Annotated in this window: 19 protein-coding genes; 7 read left to right on the forward strand and 12 right to left on the reverse strand. The window is 62.2% G+C overall.

Annotated features, from left to right (window positions below):
- Nucleotides 1-13: 13 nt before the first annotated feature.
- From AB4N33_RS01170 to AB4N33_RS01180, 3 genes are all read right to left on the reverse strand, one after another.
- Entirely contained in the window at nt 14-2,443 is a 2,430-nt protein-coding gene (locus tag AB4N33_RS01170) for a TonB-dependent siderophore receptor (protein ID WP_476456210.1), read from the reverse strand.
- A gap of 99 nt (nt 2,444-2,542) precedes the next feature.
- Nucleotides 2,543-3,499: a FecR domain-containing protein gene (locus tag AB4N33_RS01175; protein ID WP_476456211.1), complete on the reverse strand. Its 957-nt coding sequence runs from the start codon at nt 3,497-3,499 to the stop codon at nt 2,543-2,545.
- Nucleotides 3,499-4,005 carry a sigma-70 family RNA polymerase sigma factor gene (locus tag AB4N33_RS01180; protein WP_476456212.1) on the reverse strand — a complete coding sequence of 169 codons (507 nt, stop codon included), beginning with the start codon at nt 4,003-4,005 and terminating at the stop codon, nt 3,499-3,501. Before AB4N33_RS01180 ends, AB4N33_RS01175 begins: the two co-directional genes overlap by 1 nt.
- A 213-nt stretch (nt 4,006-4,218) precedes the next feature.
- On the opposite strand from AB4N33_RS01180, the gene AB4N33_RS01185 reads away from it, so the two are divergent.
- Entirely contained in the window at nt 4,219-4,659 is a 441-nt protein-coding gene (locus AB4N33_RS01185) for a carboxymuconolactone decarboxylase family protein (protein ID WP_460122294.1), read from the forward strand.
- A 41-nt stretch (nt 4,660-4,700) separates the two neighbouring features.
- Here AB4N33_RS01185 and AB4N33_RS01190 read toward each other — a convergent pair whose 3' ends face one another.
- Together AB4N33_RS01190 and AB4N33_RS01195 are read right to left on the reverse strand one after the other, a co-directional pair.
- Complete coding sequence (locus tag AB4N33_RS01190; protein WP_476456213.1) at nt 4,701-6,293, reverse strand: DHA2 family efflux MFS transporter permease subunit; 1,593 nt, start codon at nt 6,291-6,293, stop codon at nt 4,701-4,703.
- Nucleotides 6,290-7,411, reverse strand: coding sequence for an HlyD family secretion protein (locus tag AB4N33_RS01195; RefSeq protein WP_476456214.1), 1,122 nt, complete (start codon nt 7,409-7,411; stop codon nt 6,290-6,292). Before AB4N33_RS01195 ends, AB4N33_RS01190 begins: the two co-directional genes overlap by 4 nt.
- Nucleotides 7,412-7,694: 283 nt before the next feature.
- Here AB4N33_RS01195 and AB4N33_RS01200 point away from each other — a divergent pair, with 283 nt between their 5' ends.
- From AB4N33_RS01200 to AB4N33_RS01225, 6 genes are all read left to right on the forward strand, one after another.
- Nucleotides 7,695-8,045 (forward strand): hypothetical protein, encoded by a 351-nt coding sequence (locus tag AB4N33_RS01200; protein WP_460122300.1) that lies wholly within the window; start codon nt 7,695-7,697, stop codon nt 8,043-8,045.
- Nucleotides 8,046-8,155: 110 nt separating this feature from the next.
- On the forward strand, nt 8,156-8,575 hold the full coding sequence (locus tag AB4N33_RS01205) for a PAS domain-containing protein (protein WP_460122302.1): 420 nt from the start codon (nt 8,156-8,158) through the stop codon (nt 8,573-8,575).
- Between the two features lie 6 nt (nt 8,576-8,581).
- On the forward strand, nt 8,582-10,132 hold the full coding sequence (locus AB4N33_RS01210; protein ID WP_476456215.1) for a diflavin oxidoreductase: 1,551 nt from the start codon (nt 8,582-8,584) through the stop codon (nt 10,130-10,132).
- A 1,345-nt stretch (nt 10,133-11,477) separates the two neighbouring features.
- Nucleotides 11,478-12,587, forward strand: a complete 1,110-nt coding sequence (locus tag AB4N33_RS01215) for a polyamine ABC transporter substrate-binding protein (RefSeq protein WP_460122306.1) — start codon at nt 11,478-11,480, stop codon at nt 12,585-12,587.
- Between the two features lie 30 nt (nt 12,588-12,617).
- Nucleotides 12,618-14,036, forward strand: a complete 1,419-nt coding sequence (locus AB4N33_RS01220; protein WP_476456216.1) for an aminotransferase — start codon at nt 12,618-12,620, stop codon at nt 14,034-14,036.
- Nucleotides 14,037-14,083: 47 nt separating this feature from the next.
- Nucleotides 14,084-14,923: a helix-turn-helix transcriptional regulator gene (locus AB4N33_RS01225; protein WP_476456217.1), complete on the forward strand. Its 840-nt coding sequence runs from the start codon at nt 14,084-14,086 to the stop codon at nt 14,921-14,923.
- Nucleotides 14,924-15,031: 108 nt separating this feature from the next.
- Here AB4N33_RS01225 and paaZ read toward each other — a convergent pair whose 3' ends face one another.
- The 7 genes from paaZ to paaB form a co-directional block, all read right to left on the reverse strand.
- Nucleotides 15,032-17,086, reverse strand: a complete 2,055-nt coding sequence (gene paaZ / locus AB4N33_RS01230; RefSeq protein ID WP_476456218.1) for a phenylacetic acid degradation bifunctional protein PaaZ — start codon at nt 17,084-17,086, stop codon at nt 15,032-15,034.
- A gap of 31 nt (nt 17,087-17,117) precedes the next feature.
- Nucleotides 17,118-18,764, reverse strand: coding sequence for a cation acetate symporter (locus AB4N33_RS01235; protein ID WP_476456219.1), 1,647 nt, complete (start codon nt 18,762-18,764; stop codon nt 17,118-17,120).
- Nucleotides 18,761-19,069: a DUF485 domain-containing protein gene (locus tag AB4N33_RS01240; RefSeq protein WP_460122315.1), complete on the reverse strand. Its 309-nt coding sequence runs from the start codon at nt 19,067-19,069 to the stop codon at nt 18,761-18,763. The genes AB4N33_RS01235 and AB4N33_RS01240 overlap by 4 nt, the downstream gene beginning before the upstream one ends.
- 159 nt (nt 19,070-19,228) lie before the next feature.
- Entirely contained in the window at nt 19,229-20,305 is a 1,077-nt protein-coding gene (paaE, locus tag AB4N33_RS01245) for a 1,2-phenylacetyl-CoA epoxidase subunit PaaE (protein WP_460122317.1), read from the reverse strand.
- A gap of 33 nt (nt 20,306-20,338) precedes the next feature.
- Nucleotides 20,339-20,872, reverse strand: a complete 534-nt coding sequence (gene paaD / locus AB4N33_RS01250; protein WP_460122319.1) for a 1,2-phenylacetyl-CoA epoxidase subunit PaaD — start codon at nt 20,870-20,872, stop codon at nt 20,339-20,341.
- Nucleotides 20,859-21,620, reverse strand: a complete 762-nt coding sequence (gene paaC / locus AB4N33_RS01255) for a 1,2-phenylacetyl-CoA epoxidase subunit PaaC (RefSeq protein ID WP_476456220.1) — start codon at nt 21,618-21,620, stop codon at nt 20,859-20,861. Before paaC ends, paaD begins: the two co-directional genes overlap by 14 nt.
- An 8-nt stretch (nt 21,621-21,628) precedes the next feature.
- A complete protein-coding gene (gene paaB, locus AB4N33_RS01260) occupies nt 21,629-21,910 on the reverse strand; it encodes a 1,2-phenylacetyl-CoA epoxidase subunit PaaB (protein WP_460122323.1) in 282 nt (93 codons plus the stop codon).

The raw sequence follows: 21,910 nt of genomic DNA on the forward strand, positions 1-21,910 counted from the left end.
AGCCGATGTCAGTTCAAAAATCCACAGTCGCCGACACCTTCAGCGTCCGCGGCGTGCCCTGTGTCAGGTAGCCCCCATAGGCCGAGGCCCAGTAGGCCTTGTTCGCGACGTTCTCCAGGTTGGCGCGCAAGGTGATTTCCTTGTCGTCGAGCTTGAACGCATATCGCGAGCCGACATCAAAGCGGTTCCACGCCGGGATGCTCTGGGTATTGGCGGCGTTCAGATATTGCCCGCCAGTGCGCAACATCCGTGCGCTGAGCGCTGCACCTTCGATGCCAGGCACGTCCCAGTCGGCACCAACGTTGAACTGGAAGCGTGGCACGCCGACCGCGCGGTTGCCGTCATTGACGCCGTTGGCACTCCCTTCGATTTCGGTTTTCATCAGGGTTGCACCGCTGAGCAGGCGCAAGCCATCGAGGGGTTCGCCGTAGAGGTTGAGTTCCACGCCCTTGTTCACCTGTTCGCCGTCGACCCGGAAGATGCCGCTCTGGGTGTAGCTCGCCGGCTGTTCGATGCGATACACACCCAGGCTGGCGCCGTAGCTGTCCATGTCCAGGCGCACACCGGCTTCGACCTGCTTGCTGCGTACCGGGGCGAAGGTTTCGTCGCGGTTGATGGCGGTGGTCGGTGGTGTCGGGCCCTTGGCCAGGCCTTCGATGCGGTTGGCGTAGAACGAAACGTGCTCCCAAGGCTTGATCACCAGGCCGTAGACCGGGGTCGTGATCGACTCTTCGTAGCTGGAAGTGCGCAGGCCGCTGGCGGTGGCCCAACCGTCGATTTTCATGGCCTGGCGGCGCACGCCCAGTGTCAGCAACACGCGATCGTCGAGAAAGCCCAGGGTGTCGGACACCGCAGCGCTGCGCAGGGTGTTCTTGCCGACGATGCGCGGATCGGAAATGTCGCTGGCAACCGAGGTGGCCGCCGGGCGAGGTTTGTCGGTGACATCATAGAGGTTGGTGTCGTACCGCGAGGCGGCGCCGATGGTCTCGAACGCCGAGCGCTGCTGGCCCCAGATGCCCGCCAGGCCGAAGTTCATCTGGTGGCTGACGGGGCCGGTGTTGAAGTGGCCATTGAGGCCGGTCATCAGGCTTTTGTTGTCTTCGTCGTGGGGCGGGTAGAGCATGCCGCCCTTGGCTGCACCGTTGAGGTTGGTCACGGTCAGCGACGAATACACGCCGTTTTCCCGGGTGTGCTTGGCGCCACCGGAGACATAGGCCGTCCAGTTGTCATTGAGGTCGTACTCGGCGCGGGCCATGCCGAAGGTGTCTTCCAGCTGCGAGTAGCTCCAGCTCTGCGCGTAACTGGCGTTGGCGTGAGGCACCTTGGGGGCCTTGCTCAGGGACGAGTCGACATAGATCACCGAACGGCCCTGGTTGATCACCTGTTTCTGGTAACCCAGGTCCGCCGAAAGCCGCAGGCGATCGCCGCGATAGTCCAGGCCGACACTGATCAGCGACGAGCGCCGGTCTTCGTCATCGACGGCGGTGTCACCTTCGCGTTGCATCAGGTTGACCCGCGCACCGAAACGGTTGTCTTCGCCAAAGCGCTGGCCCAGGTCCAGATGCCCGCCGACCTGGCCATCGGCGCTGTAATCGAGGGTTACGCTGCGGGTCGGTACATCGTTGGCGCGCTTGGGTTGCAGGTTGACGCCACCGCCGATCCCGCTGCCGCTGGGGGTGACGCCGTTGACAAAGGCGTTCGGACCCTTGAACAGGTCGACCCGCTCCAAGGCTTCAACCGCAACGATTTGTCGCGGCAGGATACCGTACAGGCCGTTGTAGGAAATATCGTCGGACACCAGCGGCAAGCCGCGAATCATGAACACCTGTGAAAAGTTGCCGAAGCCGGAGGACTGGCGCACTGAGGCATCATTGAGCAACACGTCGCCGATGGTCTGGGCCTGTTGGTCGGCGATGGTCTTGGCGGTGTAGCTGGTGACGCTGAAAGGCAAGTCCTTCAGCGCCTGATTGCCGAATATACCGACCTGCGCCACTTTGGCCACCTGGCCGCCGCCGTAGGTGTCGGCGTTGTCATCGCGCACAGCGTTTACGTTGGTGGCGCCCAGTTCCAGGGCGCCGTCGGCTGACACGCGCGGCGCTACCGTGTAACCGTTGCCGCCGGTGCTGATCAATTCAAAGCCGCTGCCTTCGAGCAATGTCGCGAAACCCGATTGGGCGCTGTAAGTCCCCTGCAGACCGGCACTCTGGCGGTTACCCAGTTGTGCCGGATCGAACGACAAGGGAACGCCGACCGCTACGGCAAATTGCGCCAGGGTCTGGCTGAGCAGGCCCGGTGCGATATTGACACTGCGGGTGGCATTTTCGCTGACGCTGTCGGCGGCCTGGCTGGTGACGGGCAACAAAGCGGTAAAGGCCAGTGCGACGCTCAGACTCAGGGCCTTGAGCGGGAATTCGGCGGGGCAGTGCTGTAGCGTGGAAGTCATTCGGCGTTCCTGTCGAGCGCGTGGAATTGAAAAGGTCTATCCACACACCGAACGAAACGCAAAAAGGTATCAGGAGGCAGTGAAAAAAATGAAGGCCACTCAGGCCCGGGGTTCGACCGACATCCAGTAGCGGGTCAGGCTGCTGACTTTCAGCGGCAGCGTATCGCTGAGCAGGCGCAGGCTGGCGTCGGTGTCACGCAGGGAAAACGCTCCCGACACCCGCAACCCGGCGACATCGGCATGACACCGCAGGATGCCGGGACGGTAGCGGCTCAGCTCAGTGAGCAATTCATCCAGGCGCATGTTGTTGGCCAGCAACATGCCCTTGTCCCAGGCCAGGGCGCTGGTGTCGAAGCGTTCCACCGGGTCGAAGCGGTCGGACCGGAAGGTCTGGCGCTCACCGGCGTTGAGGGTCGAACTCTGTGACAACGACAGCGGCGTGACCTCCACCTGGCCGTCAAGTACGGACACCTGGCTTCGCGAGTCGTGGGTACGCACGCAAAACCGGGTGCCCAGCGCCCGGGCAATGGCTTGCGGGGTTTCGACGATGAAGGGGCGGGCGGCCGCGTCCCTGGCGGTGCTGATCAGCACCTCGCCGTCCAGCAGCGTGATGCGCCGCTCCTGAGGAGTGAAGGCGATATTCACGGACGAATGGGTGTTGAGCAGCAACTGGCTGCCGTCCGGCAATTGCACTTGTTTCTGTTCGCCCACGGCCGTGCGCTGATCCGGGTTCCATTGCTCCCAGGGCACATGTTGCGCGGCGATGCCCACGGGACCTGCCATCAGCAACAGACCCAGGCGCGCGAGCGTCTGCCGACGGCTGAGGCCTTCCTTGCGTGCCGCCCGTTGCAGGGTTTGCAGGGCAAGGTTGGGCGGTACGCTGCGAAATTCCCCGAGCAAGGCTTCGGCACGCTGCCATGCCTGGGCATGTTCGGCACTGCGGTTGCGCCATTGGGCGATGGCGTGATGGTCGGACGGCGTGGCGCTGCCAGAGTGCAACTGCACCAGCCAATCGGCCGCTTCGCCGAGGATTTGCGGGTTGATCATCGGGTTCATCAGGCGACACTCAGGCAGGCAACGAAGGCGGCGCGCATGTGCCGTTTGACGGTGATCAGCGACACGTCCAGGCGCTCAGCGATCTGCACGTAGGTCAGGCCTTCGATCTGCGACAACAGGAAGGTGTCGCGGGTGACCGCCGGCAGCTCGCGCAGCAGCGCTTCGATCCGCGTCAGGGTTTCGAGGATCAGCAGGCGGGTTTCCGGTGAAGGCACTTCGGCGGCAGGCAGTTGGGCGATGGTTTCCAGGTAAGCGCGCTCAAGGTCCTGGCGTCGCCAACGGTCGATGACCAGGCCTTTGGCGATGTGCGTCAGTAGTGCCCGGGGCTCACTGCCCAGTGGCTTGGTGACCTGGCGGGTTAGCAGGCGCAGGAAAGTATCGTGGGCGAGGTCGGCAGCATCGCAGCGATTACCGAGTTTCCGATGCAGCCAACCCTGCAGCCAACCGTGATGTTCGCTATAGAGGTTGTGAATTTGCTGGTTCGAAGCGTGCTCGGTTGACGGCATGGAAGGCGGCTACTCGATTCGGGCGTGCTGGCCTGACTGCAATTAAGAATTGATCGCATTCTAGTGGCGCAGGGTGACCGCTGGCAATTGGCCGATGGACTTTATTTTTTCCGCAGGCGCCAATGGCCTCCTCGACTTCGGGAGTATTGGATATTTGCGCCGCCTGCCCGCGGGATTAACGTAGCTGCAACCACTACCTCCCAGGAGCCCACCATGAAACCTCGTATCGATTTCTACACTGCCTCCCCTGATGCACTCAAAGCCATGATGGCCCTGGAGGGCGCCGTTTCGAAGCTGCCACTGGAAAAGAGCCTGATTGAGTTGGTCAAGCTGCGTGCTTCGCAAATCAATGGCTGCGCGTTCTGCATCGATATGCACACCAGCGATGCCCTTAAGGCCGGGGAAACCACGCGTCGTTTGTTCGGTGTCACCGCCTGGCGTGAAGCCCCGTTCTACACCGACCGCGAACGCGCTGCGCTGGCGTGGACCGAGTCACTGACCGAGCTGAGCCAGACCCACGCGCCGGATGATGTCTACGAGTACGTCGCCGCGCAGTTCAGTCCCAAGGAAATGGTCGACTTGACCGTGGCGATCTCCACCATCAACAGTTGGAATCGCCTGGCGGTGGGCTTTCGTAAAACCCCTCAGGCGTGACGCTAAGCTGCAAGCGTTTAGCTTGCAGCTTGCCCTGGCCATCAATGCCCGTCGGCACTGGGCGCGGGCGGTGGTTGCACCTTGCGCATCAAGGGCACCATCGCCGTGGCAATGAGGAAGCAGGCGCCAATCAGCAGGAAGGTGTCACCGTAGGTTTGCGTTTGCGCTTCTCGGTAGGTCAACTGCCAGAGTTGATGCAGGCTGGCCGTGGCGCCCGTGTCGCCGACAAGGCCCAGGTTGGCGAAATTGTTGCCGACCTGGGACAGCCATTGGTTCAGCGCCTCATTGCTGCTGTTGAGGTTTTCCGCCAGCCGGGTGAAGTGCAGGTTGGTGCGGTCATTGAGGATCGTCGCGCAGGCGGCGATGCCAATGGCCCCCCCCAGGTTGCGCATCAGGTTGAACAGCCCCGAGGCGTGCTTGAGCCGTGCCGGCGCCAACCCGCCCAGGGTCAGGGTGACGGCGGGCGGCACCGCCAGTTGCTGGGCAATCCCGCGAAGGGCTTGCGGCAACATCAACTCGGCAGAACCCCAGTCATGGGTGATCGGACTGAATTCCCACATCGACAAGGCGAACAGCCCAAGACCGGTCATCATGATCCAGCGCAGGTCTACGCGATTGGCCAGAAAGGCATACAGCGGAATCGCCATGATCTGGAACACCCCGGTGGAGAAAACCGCCAGTCCAATGTCCAGCGCCCCATAGCCACGCACCCGACCGAGAAACAGTGGCGTCAGGTAGATGGTGGCAAACAGACCAATCCCCGTGACAAACGAAAAGAAGCAGCCAAGAGCGAAGTTGCGGTCTTTGAGGGCGCGCAAATCGACGATCGGATTGGCCACGTGCAGGGTCCGGCCAATGAACGCCAGGCCCGCCAGGCCACTGATCCAGGCCGTGGCCAGAATCGTGCGGTCGCTGAACCAGTTCCAGCGCGGGCCTTCCTCCAGGGTGTATTCCAGACAACCCAGAAACAGCGCGAGAAACAGCATGCTCAAATAGTCGGCGCCCTTGAGCAGCGAAAGCTCCGGCTGGTCGATTTTCACCAGCATCGGCACGGCCACCGCGACGAAGATGCCGGGCACGAGGTTTATATAGAAGAGCCAGTGCCACGACGATACGTCCGTGATCCAGCCGCCGATGACCGGGCCCAGGGTCGGTGCCAATGACGCCACGGCGCCGATGGTCGCGGCGGCGATGACCCGTTGTTTACCGGTGAAGAAAAAGAACGCCGTGGTGAACACCAGCGGGATCATCGAGCCGCCCAGAAAACCCTGCAACGCCCGAAAGGCAATCATGCTCTGGATGTTCCAGGCCGCGCCGCAGAGCAGGCTGGCCAGGGTGAACCCCACGGCGGAGGCGCAAAACAGCCAGCGGGTCGAGAACACCCGCGACAGCCACCCGGACAGCGGGATCACAATGATCTCGGCGATCAGGTAGCTGGTCTGCACCCAGGCAGTTTCATCGGTGCCCGCCGAGAGTCCCCCGCCGATGTCGCGCAGCGACGCCGAGACGATCTGGATGTCCAGCAGCGCAATGAACATGCCCATGCACATGGTGGCGAACGCGAATACCTTGGTCGCCGTTGCCATGTCGGCGGCATTGAACGGTTGTGCGGGGGCGGCGAGGGTGCGGCTCATGGCGCGCTGGCCACGGCGGCGCTTTCAGGTTCCTTGCGAGTGTCCACCTCGGCGGTCACCGAGAGGCCGGGGCGCAGGTGGCCGAGCACGCTGTCGGCCGGATCGAGGCGGATCCGCACGGGCACGCGCTGGACGATCTTGGTGAAGTTGCCGGTGGCGTTTTCCGGCGGCAGCACGCTGAACTGCGAGCCGCTGGCGGGGGCGAGGCTGTCGAGTCGACCGTGGAAGGCCTGCCCGGAGAGCACGTCGGCGCGGATGACCACCCGCTGGCCGGGAACCATGTGGACCAACTGGTCTTCCTTAAAGTTCGCATCAACCCAGAGCCCGCTCGACGGGACCACCGACAACTGCTGCGACCCGGCCTGTGCATAAGCCCCGACCCGCGCACGGCGATTGCCGATCACCCCGTCGATCGGTGCGCGCAGCTCGGTATAGCCGACGTTGAGCTGTGCCAGGTCCCGCTCGGCGCGGGCCTGGACCAGCGCCGCCCGGGCTTGCTGTTTCTGCGTTTCGATCACGTTCAACTGGCGTTGCGCGGCGAGCAATTCGGCCTGGGCCTTGGCGCTCAAGGCCTGGGCAGTCTTGAAGGTCGCGTCGGCGCGCTGGGCGCTTTCCACTGAAACGGCATTGCTGCCCACCAGTTTTCTGTAGCGCTGGTTGTCGTCCCGCGAGCGAGCGGTTTCGGCGCCGGCCGCCTCAATGCCGGCACGGGCCTGGCCAATCACTGCCTGTTGCAGTTGCTGCGTGGCGTCGAGGTTGGCCAGCAGCGCTTCTTCAGCGGCAACCGCGCCTTCGGCCTTGGCCAGATTGGCGCGGTAGTCGCGTGAATCGAGGCGGATGAGCACGTCACCGGCTTTGACATTCTGATTGTCGGTGACCAGCACTTCGTCGATGTAGCCCGCGACTTTTGGCCCGATCACCGTCACGTCACCGCCGATGTAGGCGTCGTCGGTTTCTTCGATGAAGCGGCCGGCGGTCCACCAGTGCACGGCAAAGAAACCTGCGAACACCAGGGCGGCGGTGGCCAGCGTCAGCAGGATCAGGCGCTTGAGCAGGGGCGGGCGAGGTGGACTCACCGGGGCAGCAAGATCGGATTCGAGGCTGGGCATGCTGGTCATGAAGTAATACCTGTGAGGAACGGTGCTTTATTACGCATATAATATGACGCATGTAATATTTGCTCGCAATTGATTTTTACTGCCGGTGGTCAGTTGGGTTCGTCCGGTCGAGAAATGGCGGGATGAGAATTAGTCACAAAGACAACGCGGTAGTCCTAATGACCTGTTTTCAGTGTTGTCACAATGACACCTGACTATTATAACTACTTGAAAAATAAGTAATTAAATATTGGCACGTTTAGTGGAATGCTTAGAGTAACTCCCACCCGAGCAGGAACTGATCATGACTCGTACTCTCCCGTTCAGCTTCACCCTCTGCCTGTTGTTTTCCCCGTTGAGCATGGCCGACCAAGTGGTTCGCGAAGTCCCCGACACCACCGCTGGCAAAGGTGCTGGTGTGGTAACCGGGTTGATGGTCGGCGCCGTGGGCGGCCCGATTGGCGCGCTGATCGGTGCCGGTGCCGGTTTCTTCGCCGGCAGCTCGGTGCAGGAAGCGGCTGGCCTGACCGAAACCGCTTATGAAGTGAAAGACGCCAAGGGCGAAGTCAGCACCGTTCGCTCGCCCAACGCCAAGTTCGACGTTGGCCAGCAAGTGACGCGCAAAGGTTCGCGCCTGCAGTCGCAGGACAGTTGAACCCGACACCTGCGCGTTTCATCCCCGAGCTCCTTTGGGATCCGCTCATGGGTCGGATCCTCTTTTTCTCAGTCATCGCCGCCATTTTTAATCAATCGAGGGGTAACACAATGCAAGCCATCAACGCCAAAGTCTTGAGCGCACTGGAAAACGTCATGGTGATCTCCACCACCGACCTGCAGGGCAACATCACTTACGTCAACGATCTGTTCTGCAAGCTGACCGGCTACACCAGCGAAGAACTGCTGGGCCAGCCGCACAGCGTCGTGCGTCATCCTGCCGTGCCTAAAAGCACGTACAAGCAGATGTGGGACACCATCAAGAAAGGCGAAATCTGGACCGGCGTGATCCCCAACGTGGGCAAGGGCGGTGGCCTCTATGTGGTCGATACCACCGTGCAGCCGGTGTTCGACGCGCAGGGCAATATCGTTGAATACATCAGCATTCGCCGGGTGATCAACGACCTGATGAGCGACTTCGAAGGCCTGGAGTTCTCCAAGGAAACTTTCGACGAATTCTACGACAGGTAAGTGGCCATGCCAGCTCTGATCGAACGCATCGTGATCGGTTATGGCTCGGAGTCCGGCAACGCCCGTGGGTTGACGCAACGTCTGTTGCGTCTGCCTTGCTTGCAGCCGTACGAACTGGCCGTGCAGGATCTCAACTCGCTGAAACTCGACAGCCTGACCCCGCGGGACTTGCTGCTCATCGTGTGCAGCTCCTTCGGTGACGGCGAGCCGCCGGGCAATGCCGATTGCTTCATGGATCAACTGAACGAGTTCGCCTCATTGATCGATCAGCCTTACGCCATCTTCGGCCTGGGCGACACGGCTTACCCGACTTTCTGTGGCTTCAGCAAACTCATCGACGCCACGCTTGCGCAAAAGCAGGCGAAACCCTGGATCAACCGCGTCGACGCGGACACTGATTTCGAGGGCTTCTTCGACACCTGGTGCGCCACGCTCGAGGCAGTGCTCAGGGGTGACTGGCGTGCCGGCACGACCTTGCAGTTGCAGGTCACCGCCTATGGCGAAAACGACACCTGGCCAGCGCGGGTGATCTCGCGGACCCGGCTCAACGGCACGGCGCCTTACGCCTGGCAAGTGCGCCTGGACATCGAAGGGAGCGGCATCAAGTACCGTGCTGGCGACAACCTTTACGTGCTGGCGCACAACGATGAACCGTTGCTTGAGCAGATGGGCGAATGGTTCGGCCGTGAAGACGCCCGCACGCTGCTGCGGGACAAAGAGCTGCGCCAGTTGAGCAAGTCGGTGCTGCGCGACATTGCCAAGGTCAGCCAGCACGAGACGCTCAAGGGTTTGCTCAAGGTCAGCGCCCGCAAGGAGCTGGAAGCCTACCTGTATGGCCGCGACATGCTCGATGTGCTTAATGATTTCTGCGAGCCGGGGCAGGTGAGTGTGGAGGATCTGGTCGAGTGGCTGCCCAACGTTCTGCCGCGTGCTTACTCCATCGCCTCCCATGATCATGCCGGTTACGTTGACCTGTGCATCCGTGAGGTCGCCTATGACATGGCCGGCCGTGCACGTACTGGCACGGCGACCGGCCATTTGGTCGGGCCGCACCCCGAGGCGCAGGTGTTCGTGCGCAGCAATCCGGCGTTCCATCTGCCTCGGCAGGTCGAGCACCCGGTGATCATGATCGGCACCGGCACGGGCATCGCGCCGCTGATTGCCTTGCTGGAACAGATCGAGCAACAGGACAGCCCGGCGCAAAGTTGCCTGATTTTCGGCGACCGCCGCCGGGATTCGGACTTCCTTTATCAACCGCGCCTGGAAAAATGGCAGGCTGACGGCGTGCTCGATGTGCTGATCACCGCCTTCTCGAGGGACAGCGAGCAACGGTACTACGTGCAGGACGCCATGCTCGAACACGGCGCCTACCTATGGGCCTTGCTCAGCCAGGGCGCGCACCTGTACGTGTGCGGCAACAAGAGCAACCTGGAACGAGCCATTGACGTGGCGCTGGTCAATATCGCGATGACCTTCGGTCATCTAGGCGAGGAAGACGCACAGACCTTTGTCGCCGACCTGGCGAGCAACCATCGCGTACACAAAGAACTGTACTGAAGCTTCCCGTTTTGACGCGTGGACGAGCCGCAACTCGTTGCGCGTCTTTTTTTGCCTGCCTGAAGCGCAAACCTGTGGGAGCGAGCTTGCTCGCGATGGTAGCCCAGACACCGCGGGCTTCCAGGCAGCCCGCGTCATCGTTAACGACCATCGCGAGCGTGCTCGCTCCTACAGAAGATCAAGATCAAAAGCCGAGCACGATCCCTGTAGGAGCGAGCTTGCTCGCGATGGTAGCCCAGACACCGCGGGCATCCAGGTAGCCAGCGTTATCGTTAACGACCATCGCGAGCGTGCTCGCTCCTACAGAAGATCAAGATCAAAAAGCGGGGCACGATCCCCTGTAGGAGCGAGCCTGCTCGCGATGGTAGCCCAGGCACCGCGGGCATCCAGGTAGCCAGCGTTATCGTTAACGACCATCGCGAGCGTGCTCGCTCCTACAGAAGATCAAGATCAAAAGCCGAGCACGATCCCTGTAGGAGCGAGCTTGCTCGCGATGGTAGCCCAGACACCGCGGGCATCCAGGTAGCCAGCGTTATCGTTAACGACCATCGCGACGGTTCGACGCCTCGACAGGCTCGCTCCTACAGAAGATCAAGATCAAAAGCCGAGCACGATCCCCTGTAGGAGCGAGCATGCTCGCGATGGTAGCCCAGGCACCGCGGGCATCCAGGCAGCCCGCGTCATCGTTAACGACCATCGCGAGCGTGCTCGCTCCTACAGAAGATCAAGATCAAAAGCCGAGCACGATCCCCTGTAGGAGCGAGCTTGCTCGCGATGGTGGCTCAGGCACCGCGGGCATCCAGGTAGCCAGCGTTATCGTTAACGACCATCGCGAGCGTGCTCGCTCCTACAGAAGATCAAGATCAAAAGCGGGGCACGATCCCCTGTAGGAGCGAGCTTGCTCGCGATGGTAGCCCAGGCACCGCGGGCATCCAGGCAGCCCGCGTCATCGTTAACGACCATCGCGAGCGTGCTCGCTCCTACAGAAGATCAAGATCAAAAGCCGAGCACGATCCCTGTAGGAGCGAGCATGCTCGCGATGGTGGCTCAGGCACCGCGGGCTTCCAGGCAGCCCGCGTTATCGTTAACGACCATCGCGACGGTTCGACGCCTCGACAGGCTCGCTCCTACAGAAGATCAAGATCAAAAGCGGGGCACGATACCGCCCATCGCGGGCAAGCCCGCTTCCACAGGGGGGATCACCATTCCAGAGCGCACAGGCCAGCCAAAAAAGAACAACCCCACGCACACCCCCATTCGGGGTATGGCGCCCCTCGCCAAACCGGCCAATAGTAGATCCACCTGCTCATCCCGAGCCGACGTCGCTTGATAAGGTGAATTTGCTATGCGCAAGGCCCTCACGGTGATTTCCAGCTTGTTTCTCGCTTCCCTGATAACAACCCACAACAGCCAGGCCGCCGAGGTGGACGACAGTAAAACACTCAGGCTCTACAACTGGGCGGATTACATCGGCGAAAACACCCTGGCCGAATTCGAGAAAGCCACCGGCATCAAAGTCATCTACGACACCTTCGACGCCTATGAAACCGTGCAGGCCAAGTTGCTCACCGGCCACTCCGGTTACGACCTGGTGGTGCTCAACGCCTCGCTCGCGCCACCGCTGATCAAAGCCAAGGTGTTCCAGCCGCTGAACAAAAAACTGCTGCCAGGCTGGGCCAACCTCGATCACAAAGTCCTTGAGGACATGCAGGGCTTCGACGCCGGCAATCTCTATTCCGCGCCCTACACCTGGGGCAGCAACGGCATCACCTACAACGTCGACAAGATCAAGGAACGTATGCCCGACGCGCCCATCGGGTCGCTGGCGATGATCTTCGATCCAAAGATCGTCTCGCGCTTCGCCGACTGTGGCGTGACCCTGGTGGATGCGCCGACCGAAGTCATCCCCCTGGCCCTCAAATACCTGGGCCGCGATCCGCGCAGCGCTGCGCCGGCTGACCTCAAGGCCGCGCAGGAACTGCTGCTGTCGGTGCGCCCGTACATCCGCAAGTTCGACTCCGTCAACTACCTGACCAGCCTGCCCAACGGTGACACCTGCATGGCCATGACCTGGTCCGGCGACTACGCCACCGCCATGGCTCGCGCCGAAGAAGCCAAGTTGAAGATCAACCTGTCCTACTTCATTCCCAAGGAAGGCTCGCTGATCTGGTTCGACAACATGTACATCCCGGCCGACGCCCCGCACGTGGCCAACGCCCACAAGTTTCTCGACTTCCTGATGAAGCCTCAGGTGATGGCCGACGTCACCGACTACATCCACTACGCCAACAGCAACGCTGCCGCCACGCCTTTGCTCGATGCCGATGTGCGCAACAATCCCGCTATTTATCCCGATGACGAGACCCGTGAGCGCCTGTTTGCGCAAAAGACCCAGGACCCCAAGGACATGCGTGCCATCACGCGGGTCTGGAGCACGGTGAAAAGCGGCATCTGATCGTCAAACCAACAGGTTCGAGGTTTTTGTATGGCTACTCCAACGCATGACGTAATGTCCGCCGCCGATGAATCGCGGCTGATCAAGGCCGATAAAGCGCACTACATGCACGGCTACCACATGTTCGACGAGCATGCCGAACAGGGCGCCCTGAACATCGTCGCCGGTGATGGCGCCTACATCTACGACACCCAGGGCAACCGTTTTCTCGACGCCGTCGGAGGCATGTGGTGCACGAACATCGGCCTGGGTCGCGAGGAAATGGCACAGGCCATCGCCGACCAGGTGCGCCAGTTGGCCTATTCGAACCCGTTCTGCGACATGACCAACAACGTCGCCATCCAGTTGTGCGAAAAACTCGCCAGCCTGGCGCCGGGGGACCTGGACCACGTGTTCCTCACCACTGGCGGGTCAACCGCCGTGGACACTGCGTACCGCCTGATCCAGTACTACCAGAACTGCCGGGGCAAGCCGGACAAGAAGCACATCATCGCGCGCTTAAACGCCTATCACGGCTCCACCACGCTGACCATGTCGATTGGCAACAAGGCCGCCGACCGGGTGCCGGAGTTCGACTATGCCAACGACCTGATCCACCACGTGTCCAACCCCAACCCGTACCGTGCACCGGACGGCATGGATGAAGGGCAGTTCCTCGAGTTCCTGGTCAAGGAGTTCGAAGACAAGATCCTCGCCATCGGCGCGGACAAGGTCGCCGGGTTCTTCGCCGAGCCGATCATGGGCTCGGGTGGGGTGATCATTCCGCCCAAGGGTTATCTGAAGCGTATGTGGGAAGTCTGTCAGCGCTACGACATCCTTTTCGTCGCCGATGAAGTGGTGACCTCGTTCGGGCGCTTGGGCAAATTCTTCGCCTCCAAGGACGTGTTCGACGTGCAGCCCGACATCATCACCACGGCCAAGGGCCTGACGTCTGCCTACTTGCCGCTGGGCGCGTGCATCTTTTCCGACCGCATCTGGAAAGTCATCGCCGAGCCGGGCAAGGGCCGCTGTTTCACCCACGGCTTCACCTACAGCGGCCACCCGGTGTGCTGCACCGCCGCCCTGAAGAACATCGAGATCATCGAGCGGGAAAACCTGCTGGAGCATGTCGAGGAGGTTGGCAGCTACCTGGAACAGCGTCTGGCCACGCTCAGCGACTTGCCGCTGGTGGGCGACGTGCGTTGCGAGAAGCTGATGGCCTGCGTCGAGTTCGTCGCCGACAAGCGCACCAAGGCGCTGTTTGCCGACGAGATCAACATCGGTGAGCGCATTCATTCACGGGCGCAGACGCGGGGCTTGCTGGTACGGCCGATCATGCACCTCAACGTGATGTCGCCGCCGCTGATCCTCACGCATGCCCAGGTGGACGAGATCGTCGAGACCTTGCGCGTGTGCATTCTCGAGCTGGCGGCCGAGCTTGAACAAAGCGGTCAGTACGCCGGCCAATGAGTTCGAGCCGCTTACGGGGGCTCGGTTCACCCGCTAGACTGCGGGGCATGAGCAAACCCAACGATGACACCTTGATCGCCTTGCCTTTCGGTGCCTTGCACAAATGGCATGCCGAAGTGCGCAAGGCTTTCGCCCACATCGACGAGCCCGACGCGCTGCGCCATCTGGCCTCGGCATTCGGCCATCTGGTGTCAATCGAGTCGGTGATGATCAGCCTGGAACACAAGGACCGCGCGCCCCAGTTGCTGTATCAGCAGGGCATCCCGGAGCAATACCGGGTGTCGCTGCTGGAGCGCTATTTTTCCGGCGGCTACCTGTTGGACCCCTTCTGCCTGGCGGTGGGGCAGGGCTTGGCCGAAGGCTTCTATCACCTGGAGGAAATCGCCCCGGACAACTTCTTCGACAGCGAGTACTACAAGACTTACTACTTGAAGGCAGGTAGTTCCGAAGACAGTTTTTATCTGGTGGACACCGGCAACGACACACAAATTTCCGTGAGCCTGTTCCAGGGCTTTGGCGGGGAAAGCCTGCGGGTTGAGCAACTGAACCTGTTGCGCGCCGTCGAGCCGTTGGTGCGCGAGTTCATCGCTGAGTTCGGTCAGCGTGGCTTGCAGCATCGTGCCGATCAGGAGGCGAGTGGCCGTGAGGATCTCAAGCAGCGGGTGCAGTCAGCGTTCGAGCATTTTGGCAGCGATTTGCTGACCGAGCGCGAGCGTGAAGTGGCGCATATGGTGTTGCGCGGGCATTCGGTGAAGTCCACGGCCAGCCAATTGAACATCTCGCCGGAGACGGTGCGCATGCACCGCAAGAACCTGTACCTGAAGCTTGAAGTGGGGTCGCAATCGGAGTTGTTTGCGCTGTTTATCGAGTGGTTGCGCAGGCATTAGGATCTTCATTGAATTTGAGGTCCTCATCGCGGGCAAGCCCGCTCCTACAGAGGAGCGGGCTTGTCGCACCGCCGCGATGAGGCCATCAACTTCACCACAAATGGAGGATCAACCCTCGCGCTTCACCACCAACGTCAAAATGTCATAACTGGCCACCAGCTCTCCCAGCTGGTTGGTCACTTCCACATCCCACGCCACCACCCCTTGCGGGATGCCTTGCGGGCTCTTCTTGCCCTGGTCGATCTTGCGTTTGCAGGTCAGGCGCGCCTGGATGGTGTCGCCGATGCCCACTGGGTTGATGAAACGCAGGGTGTCCAGGCCATAGTTGGCCAGCACCGGGCCGGGCGCTGACGAAACGAACAGCCCGGCGGCGGCCGACAGCACGAAGTAGCCGTGGGCGATGCGCTTGCCGAATTGCGATTCCTTGGCCGCGATGTCATCGAAGTGCATGTAGAAGTGATCGCCTGACAGGCAACCGAAGTTCACCAGGTCCGCTTCGGTCACGGTGCGACGGTGGGTCAGCAGCGATTCGCCGATCTGCAGGTCCTGGAAGTAACGACGGAATGGATGCACCTCGGTCTCGATGACCTGGGCGCCGCGCACGTATTCGCCCGTGACCGCCGCCAGCATGGTTGGCGAGCCCTGGACCGCTGCGCGTTGCAGGTAATGCTTCACGGCACGCAGGCCGCCGAGTTCTTCACCGCCACCCGCGCGACCCGGGCCGCCGTGTTTGAGTTGCGGCAACGGCGAGCCGTGGCCGGTGGATTCGCCGGCGCAGTGGCGGTCGAGTACCAGCAGGCGGCCGTGCAATGCCGCGGCGACTGGAATGGCTTTGGCCGCAATCAACGGGTCCTTGGTCACCAGGCTGGCCACCAGGCTGCCCTTGCCACGGGCGGCCAGGGCCAGGGCTTCGTCCAGGTCGTCGTAGGCCATCAGGGTGCTGACCGGACCGAACGCCTCGATGTCGTGGGCGCCGCCTTCGGCATGCGGATCGCGGGCCTGCAACAGCGTCGGGGCAAAGAACGCACCCTTATCGACATTGTCGCCGCGTGGCTCGAAACCATCGCGTGCGCCGAACAGCATGTCGCTGCTCTGCAACAGGGCTTCCAGGCGTTCGGCCACGTCTTTTTGCTGATCATGGGAGGCCAACGCACCCATGCGCACGCCTTCCACCGACGGGTCGCCGACCACCACCCTGGCCAAGCGATCACGCAGGCGCGAGGCCACCGCATCGATGTGTTTGGCCGGCACGATGGCGCGGCGGATGGCGGTACATTTCTGCCCGGCCTTGGTGGTCATTTCCCGGGCGACTTCCTTGATGAACAGCTCGAACTCTTCGTCGTCCGGGCTGACATCCGGGGCCAGGATCGCGCAGTTCAGTGAGTCGGCTTCAGCGGTGAACGGCACCGAGTTACGGATCAGGTTCGGGTTGACCCGCAGCTTGGCGGCGGTGTCGGCGGAGCCGGTGAACGTCACCACGTCCTGGCCTTGCAGGCGGTCGAGCAGGTCACCGGTGCCGCCGATGATCAGTTGCAGGCTGCCGGCGGGCAACAGGCCGGACTCGTCCATCAGGCGCACCACGGCTTCGGTCAGGTAGCTGGTGGCGCTGGCCGGCTTGACGATGCACGGCATGCCGGCGAGAAAGCTCGGGGCGAACTTTTCCAACATGCCCCAGATCGGGAAGTTGAAGGCGTTGATGTGCACCGCGACACCGCCACGCGGCACCAGGATGTGGGTGCCGGCAAAGCTGCCCAGTTTGCTCAGTTGCAACGCCGGGCCTTCGTGCACGACGTTGCCCGATGGCAATTCCCGTGAGCCGAGGCTGGCGTAGGTGAACAGCGTGCTGTTGCCGCCCTCGATGTCGATCCAGCTGTCGGCGCGGGTGGCGCCGCTGTGGTGGGAGATCGCGTAAAGCTGTTCCTTGCGCTCGCTCAGGTACAGGGCCAGTGCTTTCAGGCGCTGGGCCCGTTGCTGGAAGTCCAGCGCCATCAGGCCGCTGACGCCCTGGCGACGGCCGTGCTCGATGGCTTCTGCGAAGTCCGGGCGTTCTTCGTGGGTGCGGGCGATCTCGTGGCCGTCGAGGGCGCTGCGCAGGATCTGTGCGCCGTGTTGGCCGATCCAGCGACCGGCGATGAAGCTTTGCAGTGTGGCAACGTGAGACATCTGGATTGCTCCGGGTTGGCAAATAGGAGGGTTAGTGCTGGCTCGCGCCCGAGGCGCCGATGCCGGTCATGGAACGGATGAACTGCGCCAGGTAACGGCCGCGCTCGAGGGCGGCGCGTGGCGAACGGTCGGTGACGGAAAACAGCCAGGCGCTGAAAAAAGCCAGGCTCATGGAAAACAGTGCGGGGTTGGAATACGGGAACAGTGCCTTGTCGTGATGCAGGACGTTGACCCACACCGCCGGGCTCAGCACCAGCAGGACGATTGCCGAAACCAGCCCCATCAGGCTGCCCAGCACCGCACCGCGAGTGGTCAGGCCTTTCCAGTACATCGAGAGGAACAGCACCGGGAAATTCACCGAGGCGGCGATGGCCAGTACCAGGCCAGAGAGGAAGGCGATGTTCTGCGATTCGAACAACAGCCCCAGGATGATCGCCAGCACGCCGATGCACAGGGTGGCGATGCGCGACATGCGCATTTCCTGCTGTTCGCTGGCCTGGCCCTTACGGATCACGCAAGCGTAGAGATCGTGGGACACGGCCGAGGCGCCGGACAGCGCAAGGCCTGCAACCACCGCCAGGATGGTGGCGAACGCTACCGCCGAGATGAACCCCAGGAACAGGTTGCCACCCACCGCTTGTGCCAGATGGACCGCGACCATGTTGCCGCCGCCGATGATCGAGCCGCTGGCGTCTCGGTACGACGGGTCGGTGCCGACCATGACGATGGCGCCGAAGCCGACGACGATCAGCAGCAGGTAGAAGTAACCGATGAAACCGGTGGCGTAGAACACGCTTTTGCGCGCTTCCTTGGCATCGCTGACGGTGAAGAAACGCATCAGGATATGCGGCAGGCCAGCGGTGCCGAACATCATGCCCAGCCCCAGGGAGATCGCGTCGATCGGATTGGACAGCAAGCCGCCCGGCGCCATGATCGCGGTGCCCTTCGCGTGCACTTCGGTGGCGCCGGCAAACATCGCTTCGGTACTGAAACCGAAATGATTGAGCACCATGAACGCCATGAAACTGGTGCCGAACAGCAGCATCACCGCCTTGATGATTTGCACCCAGGTGGTGGCGAGCATGCCGCCGAAGGTGACGTAGAACACCATCAGCACGCCGACCAGCATCACTGCATAGAGGTAGTCGATGCCGAACAGCAATTCGATCAGCTTGCCGGCGCCGACCATCTGCGCCACCAGGTACATCAGGGCCACGGTCAGGGTGCCGAAGGCCGAGGTCAGGCGCACCGGGGTCTGCTCCAGGCGGTAGGACACCACGTCGGCAAACGTGTATTTGCCCAGGTTGCGCAGGCGTTCGGCGATCAGGAACAGAATGATCGGCCAGCCGGCCAATACGCCCAAAGCGTAGAGCAGGCCGTCGTAGCCATTGAGGAACATCATGGCCGAGATGCCCAGGAACGAGGCGGCGGAGATCATGTCGCCGGCAATCGCCAGGCCATTCTGGAAGCCGCTCATGCCGCCGCCGGCGGTGTAGAAGTCGCTGGCCGAACGAGTGCGCAAGGCGGCCCAACGGGTCACGCCGAGGGTAAACAGTACGAACACCAGGAACATGCCGATGGCATTCCAGTTCAGCGGGCGAGCCGCACTCTCGGCGGCCACCGCGAAGTCGGTGACGATGGCCAATGGCAGCAGGAATAATGCCAGGAGCCGGCTCATTGGGCGCACTCCTGCTTGAGTTTGTCGTTGAGCGGGTCGATCACGTGGTTGGCGCGATAGACATAAAACCCGGTCAGGGCGAACGCCAGGATCACCACCACCACACCCACCAGCATGCCCACCGAGGTCACGCCGCCATTGAGCGACTGGCCAAGGGTGGCCGGCGAGAACGCCACCAGCAGGACAAAACCGAAATAGATCACCAGCATGATCAACGACAGCGACCAGTAGAGCTTCTGTTTGCGCCGCACCAGTTGTTTGAAGGCGGGGTGCTGCTGGATGAGTTCGATGTCTTGTGGGGTCATGGCACGCTCTCTTGTTTTTTGTTTTTGTCGTGGGTGAAACACAGTTCCCTGTAGGAGCGAGCATGCTCGCGATGGTGGATCAAGCACCGCGGGTTGCCAGGCTGCCAGCGTTATCGTTGGCGACCATCGCGAGCATGCTCGCTCCTACAGGGTTTTGGATCAGAGCTGATCGAAATCCAGCACCACCTTGTCGCTGATCGGGAAGGCCTGGCAGGACAGGACGTAGCCGGCGGCGACTTCGTAGTCTTCCAGCGCGTGGTTGCTGTCCATTTCCACTTCGCCTTCGATGACCTTGCACTTGCAGGTCGAGCACACGCCGGCCTTGCACGAGTAGGGCAGTTCGGCACCCTGGGCGTTGCCGGCATCGAGGATGCTCTGGGTGTTGCGCGCAAGATCGAACGCCAGGGCACGGCCGTCGCTGATGACGGTGATCTGGCTGACGGCGGCGTCCACCTGGCGGGCGGCTTCACGGGCCTCGCGTTTTTGCTGACTGTCGGTGGCGGCGAACAATTCGAAGTGGATGCGCTCGGGCGCCAGGCCCTTGGCCTTGAGGCTGTCGCGTACGGTTTCGGTCATTTCCTGAGGGCCGCAGATGAACGCCGCGTCCAGGGCCTTGACGTCAAGCCAGCGGGAGAACAGCTGCTCACATTTCTCGGCATTGATCCGGCCGTTGTACAGGTCGACGTCCTGCTGCTCGCGGCTGAATACGAAGATCAGGTTCAGGCGTTGCAGGTAGCGGTTCTTCAGGTCTTCGAGCTGTTCGCGAAACAGGGCGCCTGCGCTGGAGCGGTTGCCGTACAGCAGGGTGACGCGGCTGTGGGGCTCGGTTTCCAGGGTGGTCTTGATGATCGACAGGATCGGCGTGATGCCGCTGCCGGCCGCGACGGCCAGGTAGTTACCGTGGCGGCTCGGGTCCAGTTCGACACTGAAATGACCGGCCGGCGGCATGACTTCCAGGGTGTGCCCGGCTTTCAGGTGTTCATTGGCGAAGGCGGAAAAACGCCCACCGACCACACGCTTGACCGCAATGCGCAGTTCACCGTCGTTGATACCGGTGCAGATCGAGTAAGAACGACGCACTTCTTCGCCATCCAGTTGCGTGCGCATCACCAGGTGCTGGCCCTGCTTGAAGTGGAAGCTGTCCTGCAAGTCCTGTGGGATCTCAAAGGCAATGGACACCGCATCGCGGGTCTCGGCACGCACGTCCTTGATGGTCAGGCTGTGAAATTTGCTCATTGTTGTTCTCCAGCTGAGGCGGTCATTGGCCGCTCAGATGCACTTGAAATAGTCGAACGGCTCGCGGCAATCGACGCAGCGATACAAGGCCTTGCAGGCGGTGGAACCGAACTCGCTGAGCACCTCGGTGTGGGCGCTGCCGCATTGCGGGCACAGCACCCGCGGGCTTTCGCCGAGCAGGCTGCGCTTGCTGGTGCTGCCTTCGGGCGGCGCGATGCCGTAGGCGCGCAGGCGCTCACGACCGCTGGCGCTGATCCAGTCGGTGGTCCATGCCGGGGTCAGCCGGCGCTCCAGTTGCGGCGCGCGAAAGCCCGCGTGCTCCAGCGCATCGCGGATGTCGCTTTCGATGACTTCGGTGGCCGGGCAGCCGGAGTAGGTCGGCGTGACCACCACGTGCAGATGCCCCGCCTGCCAATCGAGATCGCGCACGATCCCCAGGTCGACGACGCTGACCACCGGCACTTCCGGGTCCATGACTTCGCTCAGGATCGACCAAGCGGCCGCCAGGTCGGTCGGTTGTGCCGGCCGGGCGCCGAGGTCGCTGGCGATCAGGTCACCAGGTTGCATCGGGGTACGCTCGTGGCAAAAATTGCATCTCGGCCAGCAGGATGCCCAGGTGCTCGGTGTGCAGGCCCTTGCGTGCGTTGAGGTAGAAGTAGTTCGCGGCAGCCGGAACGGGCAGGGTGGCGCTGGCGAAAATCGCTTCGACACGGGCTTGCCATGCAGCGGCGACAGTGGCGATGTCCGGCGTGATGCCGGCTGCGCGCAGGCGCTGTTCGCTGTCATCGGCGGCGATCAGTTCCACGGTGAACCGCCAGACTTCCGGGATCGCCGCGAGCATGCGCTGGTGGCTTTCCTCGGTGCCGTCACCCAGGCGCTCGACCCATTCGCTGGAGCGGCGCAGGTGATAGGTGACTTCCTTCACGGCCTTGGCGGCGATCCCGGCGATGCGCTCATCGCTGGACTGGCTCAGGCCCTGCAGCACCGGTAGGTGCCAGGCGTCGTAGAGGAACTGCTTGAGGATAGTGACCGCGTAGTCGCCGTTGGGTTGTTCCACCAGCAGCAGGTTGCGGTAGGCGCGCTCGTCGCGGCGGAACGCCAGGTGATCGGCGTCGCGGCCGTCATCCAGCAGCTCGGCGGCGTATTCCAGCCAGTTGCGCGCCTGGCCGACGAGGTCGAGGCCGACGTTCATCAGCGCCAGTTCTTCTTCCAGCGCCGGAGCCTTGCCGCACCATTGGCACAGGCGCTGGCCCTGGATCAGGGCGCTGTCACCGAGGCGCAGCAGGTATTCGATCAGATCGGTCTTGTTGTTCATGGTCGACCTCACATATGCCCGACTTCGGCCGGCAGCTCGTAAAAGCTGGCGTGGCGATAGACCTTGTCGTCCGAGGGATCGAACAGCGGATCTTTTTCATCCGGCGACGAGGCGGTGATCATGGCCGACGGCACCACCCACAGGCTCACGCCTTCGCTGCGGCGGGTGTAGAGCTCGCGCGCGTTCTCGATGGCCATGGTGGTATCGGCGGCATGCACGCTGCCGACGTGCTTGTGATTGAGACCGTGCTTGCTGCGCACGAAGACTTCGAAGAGGGTCCACTCGGACAT

The organism is Pseudomonas sp. S1_E05, assembly GCF_056337105.1.